Raw genomic sequence first — 20,757 nt, 5'->3', positions numbered from 1 at the left:
ATAGCTAAGTCCAGATAATCCCAAATACTAGAGCTAAAAAGGCTCTAGTTTCGTATTGAGACTTACCCCGACCATCAGCCGCAAGAGAGGTCATCTGTGGGTGTCTGGGCTGTGTTGATGAATCGATAAAGTGTGTCCTCCTGTTGTCGCCCCGATCCCGTGGCGCTTTGACAACTCTAGGCAGCGCTGTCTTAGCGTCCAACAGGTACGCTCTCGCGCTGAAAGCTTCTGATCACCAATCTAATCTAAAATCTCCAATTCCTCCGATCGCAATCTTTAGGTAGAAAACTTACTAACAGGAAAAGATTCTGATAAGGCTACTGAGGTGGGAATCTGAAGCACCAATCCTTCCCGTGCCATAATAGCGCCAGGAAATTTTGCAGCGGCTTGTTTGCCTACACAGTCCAAAAAGTCGTCATCGTGCGCCGGATCGTGGTGGTAAATCACCAGAGTTTTGACGTTAGCAGCTTGTGCCACTTTCACCGCTTCTTGCCAGGTAGAATGTCCCCAGCCAATTTTCGGGGATTTTGGGGAGTGGTATTCCTCGTCTGTATAGGTAGAATCGTAAATTAAGATGTCGGCATTACGAGCTAGCCACAGCACATTATCATCAAGTCGATCGGGAAAATGTTCGGTATCAGTGATATAAGCAGCAGCACCACCACGCCAATTGACACGGTATCCTATAGCTTCACCTGGATGATTTAAAGGTGCTGTTTCTACGGTAACGTCATCGATGTGGATTGGTTGCCCCAGTCGAATGTCGTAGAAATTTAAATTGGCCTGCATAATCTGCAAGGGTACGGGAAAATTCGGGTGTAACATTTGATCGTTGAGGCGCTGTTCTATGGTAGAACCATCAGGTGCGATCGCCCCGTAGATATGAAAGTCATTCCCCTTCACAAACCCTGGGGTAAAGAAGGGAAAACCCTGCATGTGATCCCAGTGAGAGTGGGTAAAAAATATGTGAGCTTCTAACGGCATTTGGCGCAACATAGATTGCCCCAAAACATGTAGTCCTGTGCCAGCATCGAAAATTAAGCGCTTATCGCCCGCTTGCATTGATATGCAAGGGGTATTACCGCCGTAACGAACGGTGTGTGGCCCTGGACTGGGGATGCTACCGCGAACGCCCCAAAATTGTACGGTAAATTGGTTCTCTATCCTAGACATGGGTGTTGCTTGCTGGACTGAGCGGGCGATAATTGGAAGAATTTTTACTTATTTTGTCTAAGTTTATGCTGTCTCACCGATTTTGCTAGAGGGAGGATTTCTTGGTAAAACAGCATACCCTGTTTCTGGTTGATTGTGTAAATGTGAATGAAATACTGTCAGTTAGAATCAGTTAGAATTTTCCGCGTTTTGGGGTGGATGTGTATCACTTATTTCAAGAGTGTCCCTACGTTATAGCCTACATTTTTCTATGATGCATTTACACAACCCCAGTTTTGTCCTGATAAATCAAATGATTCAAGGAAAATTGAATTCCCACTCAGATAATTTATCTAGTCCAGTTGCATAAGTAAGATTGTATTGTAACGGCGTTACACTGATGTAGTTTTTACGCACAACCTGCACGTCTGTCGGTACATTTTGAGGCAAGTTTAATCCGGTTGGGGGTTCCACGTCTTCAATTACCTCTCCAGTTAGCCAGTAGTACGTTTTTCCACGAGGATCAACTCGTTTATCAAATACATCAATGTAATGCCGTATTCCTTGACGGGTGAGAGTAACACCAGCAATTTCTTCCCATTTGACCGCAGGAATATTGACGTTGAGCAACATCAAATCTGGCAGTGGTTTTTGGGCTAACTGGTCTAAGAGAATTTTGGCAAACTTCGCAGCAGGTTGAAAGTCTTTCGATGTGTGACTTATAAGACTCAGTGCTACACTGGGAATGCCTTCAATTAGACCTTCCATTGCCGCAGAAACAGTACCGGAATACAAGATTTCAGTTCCCAAATTCGCACCTTGATTAATGCCAGAGAGAACCAAATCGGGGGGAGTCGGGAGTAAAGCCCACAGCGCCAGTTTGACACAATCTGAAGGCGTACCATCGCAAGCCCAGGCTTTGATAGCAGGATGAAAAATCCCTTCAACAATTTCGGCACGAATGGGTTGCTGTAAAGTTAACCCGTGTCCAGTTGCCGATCGCTCTCGATCTGGACAAACTACACTCACATCATGACCGGCCTCTGCCAAGTAATTGGCTAGGGTACGAATCCCCAAGGCAGAAATGCCGTCATCGTTGCTAATTAGTAATTTCATAGTCATTAGTCATTGGTCATTAGTCATTAGTCATTAGTCATTGGTCATTAGTTATTTGTTATTTGTTATTAGCCATTTGTCAATGTCTGAGGTCACAAGCAGCAAAAAAACATGGATACTGACTAGTACACCGTGGCAGAAGTTTGCTTACTTTTAAGACAAGTTACTCAATCCCTAAGTCTTGTTAACTGGGATGTTAGGCGGATTTTTTCGCCCACTGTACTAGCCCAACCTCTCTAACTGATAAATAGAGATTTAATTTCGACTCTCACCTTTAGCTGATGTTAATGGATATGACGTAAGTTTATTTATCGACCAGTTCACAGCTTTTGACTATAGACTAATGACTAATGACCAATGACTAATAACTAATGACTAGCAATTTAGAAGCTCAACTTTTAGCACTGCGGCAAGAAGGAGAAAAAGCGATCGCAGCCGCCGACACCCTAGAACGTCTGGAAGAACTCAGAGTTAACTATCTGGGTAAGAAAGGGGAACTGGGGGCACTGTTGCGAAGTATGGGGCAAATGAGCGCAGAGGAACGACCGAAAATTGGAGCGATCGCCAATACAGTCAAAGAATCCCTGCAAACTAGTCTAGACCAGCAACGTGCTACCTTAGAAGCCGCACAAATTCAGGTACAGCTAGAGGCGGAAACTCTGGATGTGACTATGCCGGGAATTTACAGCCCCCAAGGTCGCATTCATCCCCTCAATGGCATTATCGATCGGGCACTGGATATCTTTGTTGGTATGGGCTACACCGTAGCTCAAGGGCCAGAGATGGAAACAGATTACTACAATTTCGAGGCTCTCAATACCCCGCCTGACCACCCCGCCCGTGATATGCAGGATACCTTCTATCTACCAGATGGGAATCTTTTACGGACTCATACCTCATCAGTGCAAATTCGTTACATGGAAAGAGAAGAACCACCGATTCGGGTTGTGGCTCCAGGGCGAGTTTATCGGCGAGATAATGTAGACGCGACTCACTCAGCAGTTTTCCATCAAATAGAACTTTTAGCCATTGACGAGGGACTAACTTTTACAGACCTCAAAGGCACAATTAAAGTATTTTTACAAGCAATATTTGGCGATTTACCTATTCGTTTCCGTGCCAGTTATTTCCCGTTTACTGAACCCTCCGCTGAGGTAGATTTGCAGTGGAATGGGCGGTGGCTAGAGGTGATGGGCTGCGGTATGGTCGATCCAAATGTACTTAAGTCTGTGGGTTATGATCCAGAAGTTTATACAGGGTTTGCTGCTGGTTTTGGTGTAGAACGCTTTGCAATGGTGTTACACCAAATTGATGATATTCGCCGCTTGTATGCTAGTGATTTGCGGTTTTTGCAGCAATTTTAGGACTTATGTAATAGTTATGTACTGCAAGCAAGTTAATCATAAATAATGACTTCATTCTCCAGGTTAGATCAAGTTATAGAAAGTATCGAAGACTTATCAGTAGATGAACAAGAAGCACTAATTGATCTGATACGTCATCGGCTGGCAGAACGGCGGCGTTCTGCAATTGCTGCTAATATCGCTCAAGCACAGGTAGAATACCAGACGGGTAAAGTGTTCCGTGGAACGGTTACTCAGATAATTGATGAGTTACGTAAGTGAAAACTGTAGTCCTGGCATCCTCCTTTAAACGAGCATTTAAGCGATTGATAGGAGTTGCAGACCCATAAACTTAAGGGCAAACTGTCTGGAGCTTGGGCGTGTTCAGTGGACTATGATTGTCGTATTGTCTTTAACTTTGTGCAAAATATAGAATCTGGTGAAGAGGAAATTTTGCTAATTGATATCGGCACTCATGATGAAGTTTACTAATTTTTAGGTGCTGTTATAGTGTTTTGCTCACGTTAGCAAATCATTTTCTTTCAAAGTTTCTCAAACTGATTGAGAGAGGATTAATGCAATGCAAGATGAGGACATTGATCTTTCTGACATTCCAGAAGTGACTGAAGAACAGATGAAGCAAGCGGTGCTGCGGGTTGGCGGAAAACCTGTTGAACTGGTTCAACAACGTGGCAAACGTTTAACCCTTGAAGAATATTTAAAATATGACGATCGCACGGATAATCAATATGAACTAGTGGCAGGTGAGTTAGTTGCAATGCCACCCGAAAGCCCAAAAAATGTCCAGATATCTCTCTTTTTACTGGTCAATTTCCTCAAGTTCATCCCGTTTAATCGGTTAAGTAACAAAGTTGAAATTGTTGTTGCTGGTTCTCGTGCGACAACTCGCATTCCTGACTTAGTTGTGCTGACGGATGAACTTGCAGCAGCTTTAGAAGGCGCAACGCGATCCACAATTACCTTGGATATGCCGCCTCCAGCATTAGTTGTCGAAGTAGTTTCTCCTGGCAAAGCTAACGCAGATCGGGACTATCGCTACAAACGTTCCGAGTATGCAGCAAGGGGAATTGCTGAATATTGGATTGTTGACCCCCAAACAAATGTAGTTACCGTACTGAGATTAGTTGACGGGTTTTATGAAGAAACCAGATTTACCAGAAATACTGCGATCGCTTCTACTATCTTCCCAGAGTTACAGCTAACCGCAGAGCAAATACTTAACGCTGGAGAAAGCAATGTGGGTGATGCCATCTCTTAGTTGAAATTATACAGAAAAGCTTGGATATCCTTTGGCTGAGTTTCTTGATATATCTAGGTTTGGGCGTAGGCGTAGCCTAACCTAGCCATCGCACAGCCTTTTTTCTACAGTAGACTGCACTAACGAATTAGCCGACGACTGAATCCCCTTCTCAAATAGCCGATAACTGATACACTATATTGTAAGAGGTATCTGAAGTGTCATACTTAATAATATCACCAGATAGTCTTTGCATCCTTAACACGTTTTAACGTGTATAACCCATGAAAAATACTTCAGATTTAATTCTAGAATTTGAAAAACTATTCAGACAAAAATTACAACTAAATAATTGTAAGCTCAGAAAGAAAAGACAAGAGAATAATTATGAAATTATTACTCCAGCTAAAGACATTTTTTTGATGTATTGGTCTGAATTTCCAGAAGTGAATTTAATATATCAAGCTGTAGGGGTACGCACTCAGCAGACTGGAGTTTATGAGCGAGCTATCCGTTCTCACATTAGTTGTTGTTTAAGTAGTATCCAGGAAAATCCTACCTCTGAATCGCCATTATTGGTGAAATAACTATACTCATCTAACACAGAGAAAATTTACTAAACTCTCGTTAGTTACCTGACAACACTAGCGAGAGTTGACACCAAAAATCTGTTGATCGAGAGATAAAAATGCAATCCGAAAAAAATCAAGATCGAGATCAGCTAGATTATAAAACCTTGTTAGCCAATGCAAAGCAAGCCTTAAAACTTGAATACCAAAAATCATCCGCTTTAGCATCCCAACTGCAAGCCATAAAAACTCAGTTAGAACAAGTTCAGACTGAAAACAAAACTTTGAGGGAAAGTGCTTATGAAGATGTAATTAGGCACTTTGAGGCACGGACTCAAGCAGCGGAAGCACTAGCGCTAAAAACAGAAGTACGCCAAAGATTCCTTGAAGCTAATGGTTGCAAGGATGATGAGAGCTTTGATACTCTATGGGATAGCATTAAGAATAAGATTCAGATCCAAGACGGTGAAGTGAGAATCGTTGCTCAAAATGGCACTCCTAAGTTCACCTTAACAGGCAGTATGATGACTTTGAGGGATTTTATTCAATCCCTCAAACAAGAGCCAATCTCTAGAAAGTTTTTCTTGAATTAGAGAGCCAAGTTGAAATAATTCGTAATTTGTAATGACGCTCTCTACGAGACGCTAAAAGCGTAGCTTGCTTCTCTGTAAGGGTACGCGGACTCGCTACCGCTACGCTAACGTAATTCGTAATTCTCGCCTCCGACAAGAAGCCAGCTACGTAATTCACAAAAAGTTATTCATCTTCGTCTCCTGGCGGTCGTTCGCTCTCGCTTTGTTGGGCGTTCCACTCCAAAACAATGCGCTCCAACATCTCAGACTGCGTACAGTTATTAACATCGGCGTACATTTTAATCAACTGCCTCACTTCAGGACTAATGTGGCGAATTTCTAGTTGGTTACTTTGTACCATGTCCATTAACTTTTAGTGTCTATCACATTATGTTGAACTATTAAACTATGTCTGTTGTAATAAATTTTGTTAATGGCAATCGCTCACTGTCGCCTGCTATGTAATTATTCAGTATTAAAATCATTAACCTGGGGGGGCTGCTTCTTCAAAGGGACGGATAATCGCCGGGGCTGGTGTAACTTCTGGTTTAAAAATTCCCTGCAATGCTTGCTCTAAGGTTTGTGCCATGACAATCCGGTTTTCGTAAGCCACGACTACCCGCACCAAAGTTGGCAAACTATTCTGTGTGGCTTCTAGATAGATTGGCTCAACATATAGCAGCGATTGGTCAATGGGAATTACTAGGAGATTGCCTTGAATGGCTCTCGACCCCTGGCGATTCCACAGGGAAATTTGCTGTGAAATTACTGGGTCTTGGTTAATTCGCGCCTCGATTTGCTCTGTTCCATAAACCAGGCGTTCTTTAGGAAAGACGTACAAAACTAGCCTACCATAGTTCTTGCCATCCGATCGCGCCGCTAGCCAAGCGATTAAATTAGTCCGTTGTTTGGGAGTATAGGGTAGAAGCAGGATAAATTCTTCTCTGCTAGAGGCTTCTCTTTCAGAGACGCGATCGCGAACCCCAACAAAAGGTACTGTGGGTAGACTAGTAATTAAATAATACGGCTCTACCGGACGAGGCTCACTGCCATAGATTTCGTTGGGGATTTGCCACTGGTCTTCCCGGTTGTAAAATACCTGAGGATCAGTCATGTGGTAAGTCATCAACCGCTCAGATTGAATTTTGAAAAAGTCCACCGGATAACGGGTATGACTGCGGAGATTGACTGGCATTGTACTGAGCGGTTTGAACATTTTGGGAAATATCGCTGCCCAAGTGGCAATGATTGGATCGCTTGAATCGGCAATATAAAAGTTAACAGTGCCGTTGTAAGCATCAATCACGACTTTGATAGAATTGCGAATGTAGTTGATACCATCGCTACCAGTGTCAGAGTAAGGATAGCGATCGCTCGTTGTATAGGCATCAACAATCCAGTAAAGATAACTGGGATTACTGGGAAAATCTTGATTAGCAGCAGCAGCGACTAAATAAGGATCGCTGTCAAATTTCAGAAAGGGTGCGATCGCTTGAATTCTTTGCTTAACATTCCGTCGCAGTAGCAATTTTGTCTCTGGCAAAAAGTCCCGCGTTAGCACCATCTGCCAATCTTTCAAATACATGGCAAATAGCCAGCGCCGCCATGCTGAACCGATTTCAACGCCACCTAGTCCATCGTAAGAGTTGTAAACATTGTCACTTCCACTAGGGTAGTCTAGCTCTCTAACTCTTGTGCCAGTCATCACATAGCTATTGGTAATCTCACCGTAATAAATTCGGGGTTGCCCAATGGGAATGCTTTGACGAATGGCTTCACTGGAAGTTGTGAGGGCACTACTATTACCGCTAATATCTTTAACAAAATATTCTGGTAGCCCACCAGGCCCAACTGTATTAACTGGGCTAACAGTAAACCCGAAACCGTGGGTATAAATCAAATGGCGGTTAACCCATGTTTGAGCTTCCTGTGGTACTGCACTGTAGTCTAATTCTCGTGCAGCAATCAGTACTTGCCGCCGTTCTGATTCAACTGGTTCTAGCGGTTTTTGCGGGGCAGATGGTCGGTGTGAAGTTATATCTGTTACTAAAGTGTATCGATCGATATCGGCATCGGGGAACCGATAATACGGTCGAATTTGTTGCAGTTGGCGGTTAGTTTCTAATAGTGGCCGCTGATCCCAAAGGCGAATATTCCGAATTGTCAAGTCATTCTTTTGAATATCTGCTTCAGTCAATGTTCCTTGCGGGTTGAAAGTTTTAGCATCGATTGCCTCTAAATCAAATGCTTGGCGAGTTAAGGCGATAGTACGCTGAATGTAGGGTTGCTCTCGTTGCAACTCATTCGGTTGGACAATTAAATATTGCACTACAGTAGGTAGAACAATGCCAGCTATTGCAACTAATAAGAGATAAACCCCTAAGCTATAAAATACCAAGCGGCGATGCTGAGATTTTGATCGCCAGAAAAATGTTCGCCAAAGTAGGTAATAGGCGATCGCAACTGCCAGGATGCACAAGACGGTGTAAGCTGGCAACTGGGCTGTGACATCCGTATAGCTGGCACCATAACTGACTCCCCGACTAGAATACACGAGTTCATAGCGACTCAACCAATAACTCAGAGCCACTACCAGCATCAATAAGCCACCCATACCATATAAATGACGCTGCTGCTGGGGCGAAAAACCGGGGAAAATTCCCTGACTTAAACTGTTCCCTGACAGAAGATAAGTGAGAGTAACGGCGACGAAGCCATACAAACATAATCCCATTAGCCAGAGTTCTAGCAGTTCCCAAAAAGGTAAAGAAAATACGTAAAAGCTGATATCTCGACCAAATAAAGGCTCAGTGCTGTTGAAAAGGGTAGGGTGGAAATATTGCAGCACCTTTGGCCAGTGTTGGAAGAGGATGAATGCAAAAATGGGACTGAATAAAATGGCGATCGCAGTTAATAAAAATTGGGGATAAACTAAGATTGCGATCGCTACTCCCCCAATTAAGCCCAGATACCAGACTTGAGAGCAAATCTGCCTCAATAGTTGCCAGATTGTGAATGGTCGAAATAGCGCGGGAATGCTTAGATTAGCCTGATTAACGGGAGAATGCAAGTATAAAAGAGCAATTTGACCATAGTGAGCCAGCATCAACCCGATCAACAAGCTCAGTACCAGAGTTAGAGGTAATAACCAACGCAATCTCAATATTTGAAAGCGTTGTGGTGCAAGTATCCGGGCTTCGTTGTGTCTTCGATAATCAGGACTGAGAAAATTTGTTAATTCACTGCTGAGTTGTGCTGACTCAATCTTCGGAGACTGGGGATATTTTAGCCGTTGTGCCAAAGCCAAGTTTATCAATAGATAGACAGTGGTTATACCAGCCACCACTACCCACAAAACCCCACCAGTCATCACCCTCAACAGAAATACTTGGAGATAGCCGACTTCTTGAAACCAAAAAATCTCTACTCCCAAGCGGGAAGCCGAATTCAATAGTAGCCACAGCCCTAAGAATCCGATTAATAGTCTAAAGCCCCATTTCCGATACATTCCGTTGCAGCCAAACTATCTGCAAAGCTAACCTTACTGCAATAAAAGGGATTGGGGATTGGGGACTGGGGATTGGGGACTGGGGAAAACTAACTGTAACTTCTCTCCTGCTCCCTCATCTCCCTCATCTCCCCACTCCTGAATACTTTCTACAATAGCTGAGTTTAGCAAGGCCTTAAATTCTATATCCTACACTAAAATAAAAGCCATGATCTTGAGCGTTTTCACCTCGATCATCTAAGTTAATTAAAGGAAGACCATAATCTAGCCGCATATTTAGATTTGGTAAAGGTTCCCATAAAACTCCTAGACCCACACCTGCTAAAAATCTCTGTTTCTGTAATTGGTTGGGGTTATTATTCACATTCCAAATGACTCCCGAATCAAAAAATGGAGCAATTTGCAGCATCGAATTTCCAGATTCGTCTTTTTCTAGAGTGATGCGGTCTTCTAGTGAAAATCGGACTCCGTTATCGCCAGCACGAGCATTTTGCCGATAACCGCGCAAAGATTGACCACCGCCAATTACAAACTGCTGAGAGGGTAATAAACCATTGGGTGTTAATTGTACTTCGGCTTGGGCGATTAAGAGATTATCATTAGTCAACCGTTGCACCCGTTGGACTTGCGCCAACCAACTGAAAAAACGACCATCGGGAATAGGTTCAGGATTGATAGTGGCATCAAAGCTACCAAGACCTAAACTAAATAACTAGTCAAGCAAAAGCGCAGTTACGCGATCGCGGTCGGGCAATTACTGTCAAAGTGCTTGCTGGACAAGGTTGGGGTTCAGGGATTTTAATTAAAAAACAAGGTCAAGTTTACACAGTTATAACTAACGCCCACGTCCTGAGGATTGGTAAGAGTTATCAAATCCAAACTGCTGATGGCAAGATTTACACTGCACAGCCGATTAAATCCACTCAGTTTCCAGATGATGATTTAGGATTACTGAGTTTTAGGAGTGCGAATAATTATGCGATCGCAGCGATCGCTAGTTCATCGTTGGCCGTTGGGGATGAAACCTTTGCAACTGGTTATCCTGATGAACAACAAGGCTTAGTTTTCACAAGATTGAGAAAAATTTATTGACGATTACTTGAATGGTATAGAGAAAGCTATTTCCAGAAGTGGGAAGTTTTGAGGCGTTTAAATATCTACACGTTGGGATGATTTTAGATATTAAGGGACAGCCAACTGTGAATTACCCTTCCCATCGGCGTTAGCCTGCCGTTATTTTCATGGGCTTTTCCGCATGACGTGAAAAGTCATAGCTAATCATCCCTTCGTTTAGTAGCGTCTTTTTTCTTTTCCATGTCTTAACAAGCATCTATTGTGGGCATCATAATCCCAAGCGTAATACATCAGCTAGCAGCCAGGAAATTTTTTGGTAGCAAGTTTTTTATCTACAACTATAGTATCAACCTATGGCAGATAGTTTTAGACGTTATTTCTTTGTTTCTCGATCTAGTTTGTACACTGAGTTTATTTTGGGATGTCTACAGATGAAATTGGGATTAATTTGTAGTGTAGGTATTTGGATATTATCAGAAGCTAAGTTACAAGCTGCCCAAGCACATCAAAACTGGAAATTGTCTTCAGAATTGACTGAGCGAGCTACCACAGTAAATCCTGAGTCAGTAGAGCAATACTCAAAGCTTACAACTCATAGAGAAGTCAGAGTTAGCACCAGAGCTTCTGACTTTGCTAAGGGGGAACTGAACTTTGATGACTTAGAACTTTCAAGACCCCTTCCCTATCGATTAGGGCCAATACCCATTTTGATGGCAGCACCCGAAAACTTCAATCCTGATTTGCGATTACCGCCAGTGCTACCCGAACCACCGCAGAATTCCAGCCCACCAAAAACTTCCACCGAATCAGGAAAGCCGGATGCTGTTTTGGAAAGTAGCCCACCAAAAACTTCCACAGAACCAAGAACACCGGATGCTGTTTTGGAAAGTATTGATACGGATTATCACTATGAGTCAGACAACTTTGGCCAAACTAATTTTTTCCTGGAACCAACGATTCAGTTTCGATTGAGTAATGGCAACAAAATATTTTTTAGGACGGGTTTTAACTATTTTGGGCAACGCGGTGTTGAATCAATTACCAATTTTCCTTTGCAAATTGGATGGCAAGGGAAAATTGGGCAAGTGACTCTGCAAACAGCAGCCGGGGTTGATATGTTCAATCGTTTACCCACAGCTATCAATCTCAATGCTAAGGTGGAGGCTCCCATTTCGCCGCCGCAAGTTTCGACATCAGGTCAATTACTATCGGCGGTAGTACTATCAGGTAATTTAGAACAAGGGCCTTATAAATCTAATGTCCGAACTTTAGAAAATCAAATTACTGCTTGGCGATTTGGGCCTGATTTATTTTGGCAGATTGACCGTAACACCAGTTTATTTTCATCATTGCGTTTGGGTAACTACAACGATGGTAATTCTGATGTGCAGTCTTTTAGCCGATTAGAGCGCAAGTTCGGACAATTTTCTCTGGCAGCTAACTTATTCACTTGGAGTTTCGATCGCGATTTAGAACGTACAAGTGGCTACTTTTCTCCACCAGACTTCCTAGTTTACAACGGTGAGGTGGCTTGGGAAGGAGATATTGCTAATTTCTTACGCTGTCGCCTCGCTGCCAACTTAGGACGGCAGCGACTTAAAGGAGAATTTGACAATGCTAATACCTATCAAACACGCTGTACGGTAAAGCTGTCGCCCAATATAGAAGCAGACTTGGGCTATAGCTTTAGTAATGTCCGCAATCAAGAAACCGGAGGAAGTTCCTACGGTAGTAATTCTTTGACAGGACAGTTGCGGGTCAAATTTTAGGGGACAGGGGACAGGGGACAGAGGGGGCAGGGGGCAGGGGGCAGGGGACAGAGGGGGCAGGGGGCAGGGGGCAGGGGGCAGGAGATAAATCCTTATAAATACGGCAGATTTAGGTAAATGAGATACAAAATTTAAGAAAAAGTCATATACCAAGAGATTTTTAGCCCTATTCCCTGTTCCCTGTTCCCTATTCCCTGTTCCCTATTCCCTATTCCCTATTCCCTATTCCCTATTCCCTATTCCCTATTCCCTATTCCCTATTCCCTATTCCCTATTCCCTATTCCCTATTCCCTGCTGTAATTCAAAATCTAAAATCCAAAATCTAAAATCCAAAATGGTATAAGGCTGAAGAATGAAAGCACCATTACCTGATAACGAAACACAGCGAATCGAATCTCTTTTGCAGTATAAGATTCTCGATACTCCAACGGATGCTGCCTTTGACGACCTCACCCGTTTAGCCTCATATATTTGTGGAACTCCCATTGGCTTAATCAGCTTAATTGATACTAATCGTCAGTGGTTCAAGTCAAAAGTTGGTTTGGATGCCCTAGAAACACCCCGCGATTTGGCATTCTGCGCCTATGCTATTATGCAACCTGAAGTTTTTGTTGTGCCTGATGCCACAGAAGACGAAAGGTTTGCGACAAACCCGCTAGTCACGTCTGACCCGAATGTTCGGTTTTATGCTGGTGTACCCCTGACTAACCCCGAAGGATATGCGCTAGGAACCCTTTGTGTAGTTGACCATGTACCAAGAAACCTCTCTTCAGAACAAATTGAAGCACTACGAATTTTAGGCCGCCAGGTAATCAAGCAACTAGAAATGCGGCGCAGTTTAGCAAGTTTGGTATTGGCAAGTGATGCCCGCAAACAGGCGCAGAAGACACGCAAAGAATTTTTAAAAAAGGTTGCCGCCGGGTTTGGATTGGCATTGGCAATTTTAGTCTTGATTGGCACGATTTCGTATCAAAGTACGCAAGTGTTAATTCATACTAGTAAAAAATTGAACAATACCCAATTGACAATCAACAATTTGCAAGAACTGCTTTCTAACATCAAGGATGCGGAAACGGGACAACGCGGTTATATACTCACTAAACAGGATGCGTATCTAAAACCATATCAGACAGCAATTACTAAACTTGCTCCTGAAATTAAGGAGCTAAGAAAATTAACAGCAGATGATTCTAGACAACTGAGTAAACTCGATACCCTTGAACCCTTAATTGCAGTAAAACTGAACGAGTTGAAAAAGACTATCGACTTACGCCAGAATTTAGGATTAGATGCTGCATTGGAGGTAATAAATACAAATCAGGGAAATAACTTAATGAGTGATATCCGCAATATCATTCGTGAGATGGAAAAGAAAGAGACGGAAGAACTTCAGCAGCAGTTAAAAATCACCAAAAATAGTGCCCGCAATACTCTTTTGATGCAGGCGATCGCAATTTGCCTAAGTTTTCTGATTTTGGCTACAGTCTACTACTTTATTTATCGTGAGGGAAAAGAGCAGAAATTAACAGAGGAAACACTGAAAACAGAACGCAACTTTATCTCAGCAGTTCTGGATACAACCAGCGCTTTGGTCATAGTTCTTGACTCTAAAGGGCAAATTGTTCGCTTCAATCAAGCTTGTGAACAAACCACTGGTTATTCATTTGATGAAGTGAAAGGAAGGCATTTCTGGAACCTGTTTCTCATTCCTGAAGAGATAGAGCCGGTGAGAGCAGTTTTTGAGGAGTTACGAACTGGTGAAGGCCCTAAAAAATACGAAAACTATTGGCTAACGAAAGATGGCAGTCGGCGGCTGATTTCTTGGGCTAACACTACCTTACGAGACCATGAGGGCGACGTTGAATACGTTGTTGCCACAGGGATCGATATCAGTGATGTCTTTGAGGAACTGCGCTTACGCAAACGAACTGAACAGCATCTAAAAGCAGAGTATGCTACAACCCGCGTCTTAGCAGAGTCAACTACAATCAACGAAGCCATGCCCCAAATTCTGCAAGGAATCTGCGAAAGTTTGGGATGGGATTTAAGTGAATTTTGGATGGTAGATCAGCAAGCAAATCTACTGTCATTGTCAAATTCATGGTATGAAATTTCGCTGCAAATGCAAGAATTTGACATCCTCAGTCGGCAGACCACGTTTAGACAAGGAATTGGGCTACCTGGTCGTGTCTGGGCTAGTGTTGAACCTGTATGGATTGCTGATGTTGTTAAAGATCAGAATTTCATCCGCTCTCAAATCGCTGTCCAAGCAGAACTGCATGGAGCTTTTGGGTTTCCGATCCGTAGCGATAAAAAAATCATTGGTGTCATTACCTGCTTTAGCCATGAGATCCAGCAAGCTGATCCAAATTTGGCAAAAGTCATGAATTCGATTGGTGAGCAAGTAGGGCAGTTTATCGAGCGTAAGCAGGCAGAAGAAGAACTCCAACGCCAAAACTTGCGATCGCAACTATTTACTGAAATCACCCTCAAGATTCGTCAGTCTTTGCAAATCAAAGAAATTCTCCAAATCACTGTTACTGAAGTCCAAAAAATTCTTCATAGCGATCGCGTTTTAATTTATCAACCTTTGGCAGATGGATCTGGAACCACTGTCGTTGAGGCAGTAGTTTCTGGCTGGCTGGCAATCAAAGAGAAAAAGTATACCGATGCTTACTTTGAAGCCGAATACATACAGCAGTACTATCTACAGCAGTACCGTCAAAAACGGAATCTGGGGCTTGCTGACTTAGATATAGTTGAAGCCCAAAAAAACCACATCGAATTACTGCAACAATTTGGAGTCAAGTCTAATTTAGTCGTACCCCTGCTTGTCAAAGAAGAACTCTGCGGTTTACTGATTGTCCATCAGTGTGGCAGTACCCGCCACTGGTCTAGCTTTGAAACTCATCTTTTACGGCAAATTGCTGACCAAGTAGGTATTGCCTTAGCCCAAGCCCAAATGTTAAATGCAGAAACTCAACAGCGACGAGAACTCGAAATTGCCCGTCAACAAGCTGAATTAGCTTCTCAAACCAAAAGTGCCTTTTTGGCCAATATGAGCCATGAAATTCGGACTCCGATGAATGCTGTGTTAGGGATGACAGGCTTAATGTTAGAAACTCCCTTGAACTCAGAGCAACGGGATTTTATCGAAACAATTCGCATTAGTGGCGACGCTCTCTTAAGCCTAATCAACGAAATTTTGGATCTGTCCAAACTTGAGGCTGGGGAGATGATGCTAGAAACTCTAGATTTTGACTTATCTACCTGTGTAGAAGAAGTGTTGGAATTATTGGCTCCCCCGGCTCATAACAAAGGATTAGAAATTGCAGCGTTAATCTATCCCAATGTCCCCACCCACCTCCAAGGCGATGCTGGCCGCCTGCGGCAAATTCTGATGAATCTGATCAGCAATGCGATCAAGTTTACCAGCGACGGAGAGGTAGTATTACGAGCAGAATTGCGATCGCAAACCTCTACTACAGCTACCATTTATTTTGCCGTCATAGATACCGGTCTTGGCATTACCCCTGAAGACCAATGCAAACTCTTTAAGCCATTTACTCAAGTAGATGCTTCCACCACCCGTAAATATGGCGGCACAGGTTTGGGATTAGCCATCTGCAAGCAACTGGTGAGCTTGATGGGAGGAGAAATGGGCGTAGAAAGTCGGTTGGGGAAAGGATCTAAATTTTGGTTTGAAGTAACTCTCGCCAACCAACTTTACCCTATTTCCTCAGAAAGCGATCCCGAACTTTTGCTCAATCGGCGCTTATTAGTGGTGGATGATAATGCTACTAATCGCAAAATCATCTACCATCAAGCTACCCGTTGGGGGATGCTGGTAGATCAGGCGGCTTCGGCTACTACTGGTCTTAAAGCTATTCAGGAGGCTGCCAAGCAAAAAAATCCCTATGACATAGCTGTGATTGATATGCAGATGCCAGAAATAGATGGCATGACTTTAGGAGAACAAATTAAGGGAAATTCCGCGATCGCTGGGCTACCTTTGATTATGCTTACCTCTACTAATCAACGCGATGAAATCCAGCGATCACTAAAAATAGGATTTGCGGCTTATTTAGTCAAACCTGTTAAGCCATCCCGACTCCTCGATACCATCATGAGCATCTTAGGAAGGCAGGATAGCGCAGCGGTAGCGAGTCTGCGTTCGCGTAGCGTCTCGCAGAGAGCGTCGGCTGGAGGCAGAAAGCAGGATTTCAAACTGACTCCTAACCCCCGACTCCTAGCTTCTAATTCTCATAAATTAAGAATTCTCTTAGCCGAAGATAATTTGGTGAATCAGAAAGTTGCTTTGAAGCAACTCCAAAGCCTTGGTTATAGTGCTGATGTTGCTGGTAATGGGAAAGAAGTTTTGCAGTTATTAGAACAAATTCCTTACGATTTAATTCTGATGGATTGCCAAATGCCAGTTCTCGACGGTTTAGAAACGACAAAAGAAATTCATCGTTGGCAAGAAAGCAGCTTTGTCAGTGGTCATCGCCCTGTAGTAATTGCGATGACAGCTAATGCCATGAAAGAAGACCAACAAATGTGTCTGGATGCCGGCATGGACGACTATCTGAGCAAGCCAGTAATGAAAGAAAAATTGGCTGCGGCCCTACAGCGTTGGGGAAGTCTGATATTCATGGTAAAGGAAACAGCTGCCACAGAGCAGACAGTTCCTACAACAGATGTCGATTCAGTTGACCTCCCAATTGATTGGGAACGCTTACATCAACTCTCAGAAAATAATCCAGAATTTGAATTAGAACTACTGCAAATATTTGTTGAAGATATTCAACCTCGTCTGGAGTTAATTAAAGTAGCGATCGCAGATTATGACTTTGAGGAAATAGCACGAGAAACCCATCAAATTAAAGGTGCTAGTGCCAATATGGGAGTTACAACCATGCATCTAGCAGCAGAAAAATTAGAACAACTAGCTTATAATCAAGAGCGTCGAGGTACTAGTAACTTAATCTTAGAGTTAGAAGACTTTGTTAAACGCATCCAAAAATTCTTGAACGCTAAAGATAGTAGCGCCAAAACATGAAAAATAATAATATTTATTAAATAATTAACATTAACGATTTTTTCTGAGTAAGGAACGTGGATTAAATAAGATGCTTCAGATCAGCCCAAAACACTTGTAGAGATGGCGATTTATCGCGTCTCAAAAACCCAAAATTGTTGCAAGTAGCCCTTAACTAAACCGGATTGCGATATAACTTGTGAACAATTGGGAATAATAACTCTAATGTACTAAAAGTATGTTCGATGAGTTAGCTACATCATAAGCTAAGAATTTTTAGCCTAAATGTCAGTTAAATGCATCACCTTCTATTCCCAATTGATTCCCGAAAAGCGAGGTTTTCCTAATGAGTCAGATGAGTAGAGACGATGTACGAGAAAGGCTTGGCAATATCGATCAGATCCGCGATATTATTCTTGGAACACAGCTAAGAGAGTACGAAAATCGGTTTAGCAAGCTGGAGTCAGATATATCTCTCCTGCAACAACAGATGCGATCGCATGTCGATCAACTCAAGTCCAACTTTTCGGCTGAACTAAAAGCGGGGTTTGAGTCGCTAGATAAAAAGCTGAAATCACTCAACCTAGCAACTCAAGAAGAAACTCTTGACTTACGGCAACAGGTTGATAGACTTAATAAAAAGTTCTCTAGCAGCGTTCAGGCGCTTGATGAAACCTTAGATAGCCAAACTACCTCCATTCGAGATGAAATCTTTCAAACTAAAGTCCACTTACAAGATGATGTCACGGCATTACGGGATTTAATTTTAGAAGAAATAGATCGGCGCTTTTCGCAGTTGACAGACACTAAAGTTTCTAAAGATGATATGGCTGAAACTTTGTTTGCCTTGGGAATGCGTCTGAAAGAAACTGAATTTATTCCTAAATTGCGAGAAGCAGCCGATGAACGCAGCGATGAATATACTGCTGTACCACTTCTAGAAACTACAAAGTTGTCAAAAGTGTTAACTCACTCTAACAGTACGGCAGAATTACATTCGTGATTATTAAGCCAGAAGGTAAGGAGAGATGATGGAGATCGGGAAGATGAGGCAGTAGGGGGAAATAATGACTCCTAACTCCTAACTCCTAACTCCTAACTCCTAACTCCTAACTCCAAACTCAGCACTCAACATTCAGCACTCTTAAAAGGATGACTCAGGTGGAAAATTCGATTTCTCAATCTGTTGAGTTGAAGCCAGAAAAAGCTGTGCAGCTTGATAATTTGCTGCATTTGCTGATCGAACTCAAAATTATTGAATCACCTGAGCAATCTTTTTCTTTATCACCATTGGAAACTGATCGTAAGAATGAGTATATTCTAGAAGAAATTGAATTACTGCAACTTCCTCCAGTGACATTAGAAGTATGTGAAGCTTATTTGGAGTCAGATTTTAATTTTCCTCAAGATATATCTAATTACTCACAAACTACTCAAGAAGAATCTATTGAAATATTTGCAGAATTTGAGGAAAAGTTAGACAACTCAGAGGATGCCTTGCAAAAATTACGGGAGATATTGGTCGGATATGAACTAGCAGAAATAGACAATATTACAGCTAAACTTGAACAAAAGTTAACAAAAATAGAGAATCAAATTTATGACCCTAAGGAGCTAGTAAATCTACTACTACCGTGGATTTCTGAGCTTTTAAGGCTGACGATTACAGAGTCGCGAGAAGAAATTGTCCAGATAATTGCTCCTATTATCGATCAGACTATCCGCAGTCGCACTGAACAGGATAAAATGAGCATGAGTACAGCGATCGCACCTGTAATTCCTCTCGCTATTTCCCAACAGATTATTATAGCTCCAGAAGAAGTTTCAGATGCGATCGCTCCGGCGATGGGACGAGCGATAAAAAAGCAAATTGAAATTGAACAGAATATTGTGGTAGATGCACTCTACCCAATTATTGGTAGTACCATCGCCAAATATATGGCAGAAACAATCCGTGCCATTAACCGACAAGTTGAAGAAACCCTCAGCGTTGAAGGCATCAAACGTAAAATTCGTGCCAAATTACAGGGAGTTTCAGAAGCAGAGTTAATTCTTAAAGAAGCTTTACCATTTAAAATTCAAGCCATTTTCTTGATTCATAAAGCATCTGGTTTAATTATCTCAGATATTCAGCACTCTGATGTAGAGCAGCTAGAGGCTGAAATGGTAGCAGGAATGCTCACAGCAATCCGCAGCTTCGCCAATGATTGCATCAATCAATCTGGAAGCATAACCGAATTAGATGCAATTGAATATGGGACATCCAAAATAATTTTAGAAGTTGCAGGATACTGTTATTTAGCCATCGTTGTGCAAGGAGAACCAAGCAAAAAGTTTATTGAAAAAATGCGGCAAGTATTCAGCACAATTGTTAGAAAATATGGCAATTTAATTGAAAATTTTGACGGCGATCCAGATTTAATACCTATTGAAGTTCATACACTTCTAGAAGAACTGAAAAATACAGGTATTCAGGATAAAAAGAAAACAAAAATATCACCGCTACAGATATTAGTCTTAACAGTTATCAGCAGTATTCTCATTCCTTGGGGCATTTGGCAATACCGTAGCGGAGTTATACATTCCATTGAAAATCAAACTTCCTTGGCTCTAACTTCTACTCCAGAACTAGCTGTATATCGGCTCACTGTACAAATAGAACACAATAAATTAAAATTAACAGGACGATTACCTAATCAACTTCTTCGCCAGAAAGCCGAGCAAATTGTCAAAATAACTTCTCCAAATTGGTTGATTGACAATCAAATTTTATTAGTAGAAGTACCAGCAGACCCCGTATTAGCGGCTGCTGAAGTTAAACGAGTCACAGCAGTTTTAAATCAGACTGACGATATAGCTATTTCCGCTCAATACATCGCTGGTAAAGTCGCTGTTGAAGGAACTGTCAACCGAATTGCAGATGCTCAGATTATTGCTAATGCATTTGCACAAATTCCCGGCGTAAAATCTGTGTCTAGTGCGGTGCGAGTGCAACCCCCACAGATTGAAATTCGATTTTACTTTCAACCCGACTCAGCGAGTTTAATGAAAACGGATTTACAGCATAAGGTTCAACAGGTCAAGTTTTTCCTAAATCAGCATCCAAATAAACATTTAAAAATCATAGGTTATAGTTATGACCATACTAGCGTGAACAAATCTCAAAAATTGGGACTGGCGCGAGCAAAAGCTGTACAACAAGCACTGATTAAATTAGGTATCGAGCCATCTCGTTTACAAGTCATTGGTAGGACAAATTTACCACCAGGAATCGATGTAACTCATCCCTTGTGGTTAAGTCGCTGTGTCGCTCTAGAACCGATAAACAAGCAATTTTAAATTTATTAGGACTTACGC

The 20,757-nt window shown here is 42.3% G+C and carries 15 protein-coding genes and 1 pseudogene; 10 read left to right on the top strand and 6 right to left on the bottom strand.

Translation table 11 applies throughout. The annotated features are described in order from the left end of the window. Positions 1-276: 276 nt before the first annotated feature. Positions 277-1,173: an MBL fold metallo-hydrolase gene (locus V7K67_RS17855; protein ID WP_334731955.1), complete on the bottom strand. Its 897-nt coding sequence runs from the start codon at positions 1,171-1,173 to the stop codon at positions 277-279. A 297-nt stretch (positions 1,174-1,470) separates the two neighbouring features. Further along, positions 1,471-2,268, bottom strand: a complete 798-nt coding sequence (surE, locus tag V7K67_RS17850; RefSeq protein ID WP_334731994.1) for a 5'/3'-nucleotidase SurE — start codon at positions 2,266-2,268, stop codon at positions 1,471-1,473. A gap of 371 nt (positions 2,269-2,639) precedes the next feature. Between surE and pheS the strand changes: the two genes are divergently transcribed. The 5 genes from pheS (at position 2,640) to V7K67_RS17825 (ending at position 6,031) form a co-directional block, all read left to right on the top strand. Then, positions 2,640-3,632: a phenylalanine--tRNA ligase subunit alpha gene (gene pheS / locus V7K67_RS17845; protein WP_179066197.1), complete on the top strand. Its 993-nt coding sequence runs from the start codon at positions 2,640-2,642 to the stop codon at positions 3,630-3,632. 45 nt (positions 3,633-3,677) lie between these two features. Beyond that, positions 3,678-3,893, top strand: coding sequence for a hypothetical protein (locus V7K67_RS17840; protein WP_334731954.1), 216 nt, complete (start codon positions 3,678-3,680; stop codon positions 3,891-3,893). 352 nt (positions 3,894-4,245) lie between these two features. After that, positions 4,246-4,890, top strand: a complete 645-nt coding sequence (locus tag V7K67_RS17835; protein ID WP_334731993.1) for a Uma2 family endonuclease — start codon at positions 4,246-4,248, stop codon at positions 4,888-4,890. A 263-nt stretch (positions 4,891-5,153) separates the two neighbouring features. Beyond that, complete coding sequence (locus V7K67_RS17830) at positions 5,154-5,456, top strand: hypothetical protein (RefSeq protein WP_179066195.1); 303 nt, start codon at positions 5,154-5,156, stop codon at positions 5,454-5,456. A 101-nt stretch (positions 5,457-5,557) separates the two neighbouring features. Continuing rightward, positions 5,558-6,031, top strand: a complete 474-nt coding sequence (locus tag V7K67_RS17825; protein ID WP_334706710.1) for a hypothetical protein — start codon at positions 5,558-5,560, stop codon at positions 6,029-6,031. A gap of 163 nt (positions 6,032-6,194) precedes the next feature. Here V7K67_RS17825 and V7K67_RS17820 read toward each other — a convergent pair whose 3' ends face one another. The 4 genes and pseudogenes from V7K67_RS17820 to V7K67_RS17805 all read right to left on the bottom strand — a co-directional run. Then, positions 6,195-6,377, bottom strand: coding sequence for a hypothetical protein (locus V7K67_RS17820; RefSeq protein WP_334706711.1), 183 nt, complete (start codon positions 6,375-6,377; stop codon positions 6,195-6,197). A 117-nt stretch (positions 6,378-6,494) separates the two neighbouring features. Beyond that, on the bottom strand, positions 6,495-9,518 hold the full coding sequence (locus V7K67_RS17815) for a UPF0182 family protein (protein WP_335167762.1): 3,024 nt from the start codon (positions 9,516-9,518) through the stop codon (positions 6,495-6,497). A 33-nt stretch (positions 9,519-9,551) separates the two neighbouring features. Further along, positions 9,552-9,689, bottom strand: a complete 138-nt coding sequence (locus V7K67_RS17810) for a hypothetical protein (protein WP_334731952.1) — start codon at positions 9,687-9,689, stop codon at positions 9,552-9,554. Between the two features lie 4 nt (positions 9,690-9,693). Beyond that, positions 9,694-10,227, bottom strand: a pseudogene (locus tag V7K67_RS17805) (BamA/TamA family outer membrane protein); the annotation flags it as partial. Between the two features lie 56 nt (positions 10,228-10,283). Between V7K67_RS17805 and V7K67_RS17800 the strand changes: the two are divergent. The 5 genes from V7K67_RS17800 (at position 10,284) to V7K67_RS17780 (ending at position 20,739) form a co-directional block, all read left to right on the top strand. Next, entirely contained in the window at positions 10,284-10,610 is a 327-nt protein-coding gene (locus V7K67_RS17800; RefSeq protein WP_334731951.1) for a S1 family peptidase, read from the top strand. Positions 10,611-11,023: 413 nt separating this feature from the next. After that, positions 11,024-12,361: a hypothetical protein gene (locus V7K67_RS17795; RefSeq protein WP_335167760.1), complete on the top strand. Its 1,338-nt coding sequence runs from the start codon at positions 11,024-11,026 to the stop codon at positions 12,359-12,361. A 353-nt stretch (positions 12,362-12,714) separates the two neighbouring features. Then, positions 12,715-17,421: a GAF domain-containing protein gene (locus V7K67_RS17790; RefSeq protein ID WP_335167758.1), complete on the top strand. Its 4,707-nt coding sequence runs from the start codon at positions 12,715-12,717 to the stop codon at positions 17,419-17,421. A 325-nt stretch (positions 17,422-17,746) separates the two neighbouring features. After that, a complete protein-coding gene (locus tag V7K67_RS17785; protein WP_335167756.1) occupies positions 17,747-18,403 on the top strand; it encodes a hypothetical protein in 657 nt (218 codons plus the stop codon). Positions 18,404-18,552: 149 nt separating this feature from the next. Then, positions 18,553-20,739, top strand: coding sequence for an OmpA family protein (locus tag V7K67_RS17780; RefSeq protein WP_335167754.1), 2,187 nt, complete (start codon positions 18,553-18,555; stop codon positions 20,737-20,739). Positions 20,740-20,757 lie beyond the last annotated feature (18 nt).

The organism is Nostoc sp., assembly GCF_036917155.1.
GTDB lineage: Bacteria > Cyanobacteriota > Cyanobacteriia > Cyanobacteriales > Nostocaceae > Nostoc.
The sequence above is the reverse complement of the archived record's forward strand: the minus strand, read 5'-3'. Positions and strand labels throughout refer to the sequence as shown.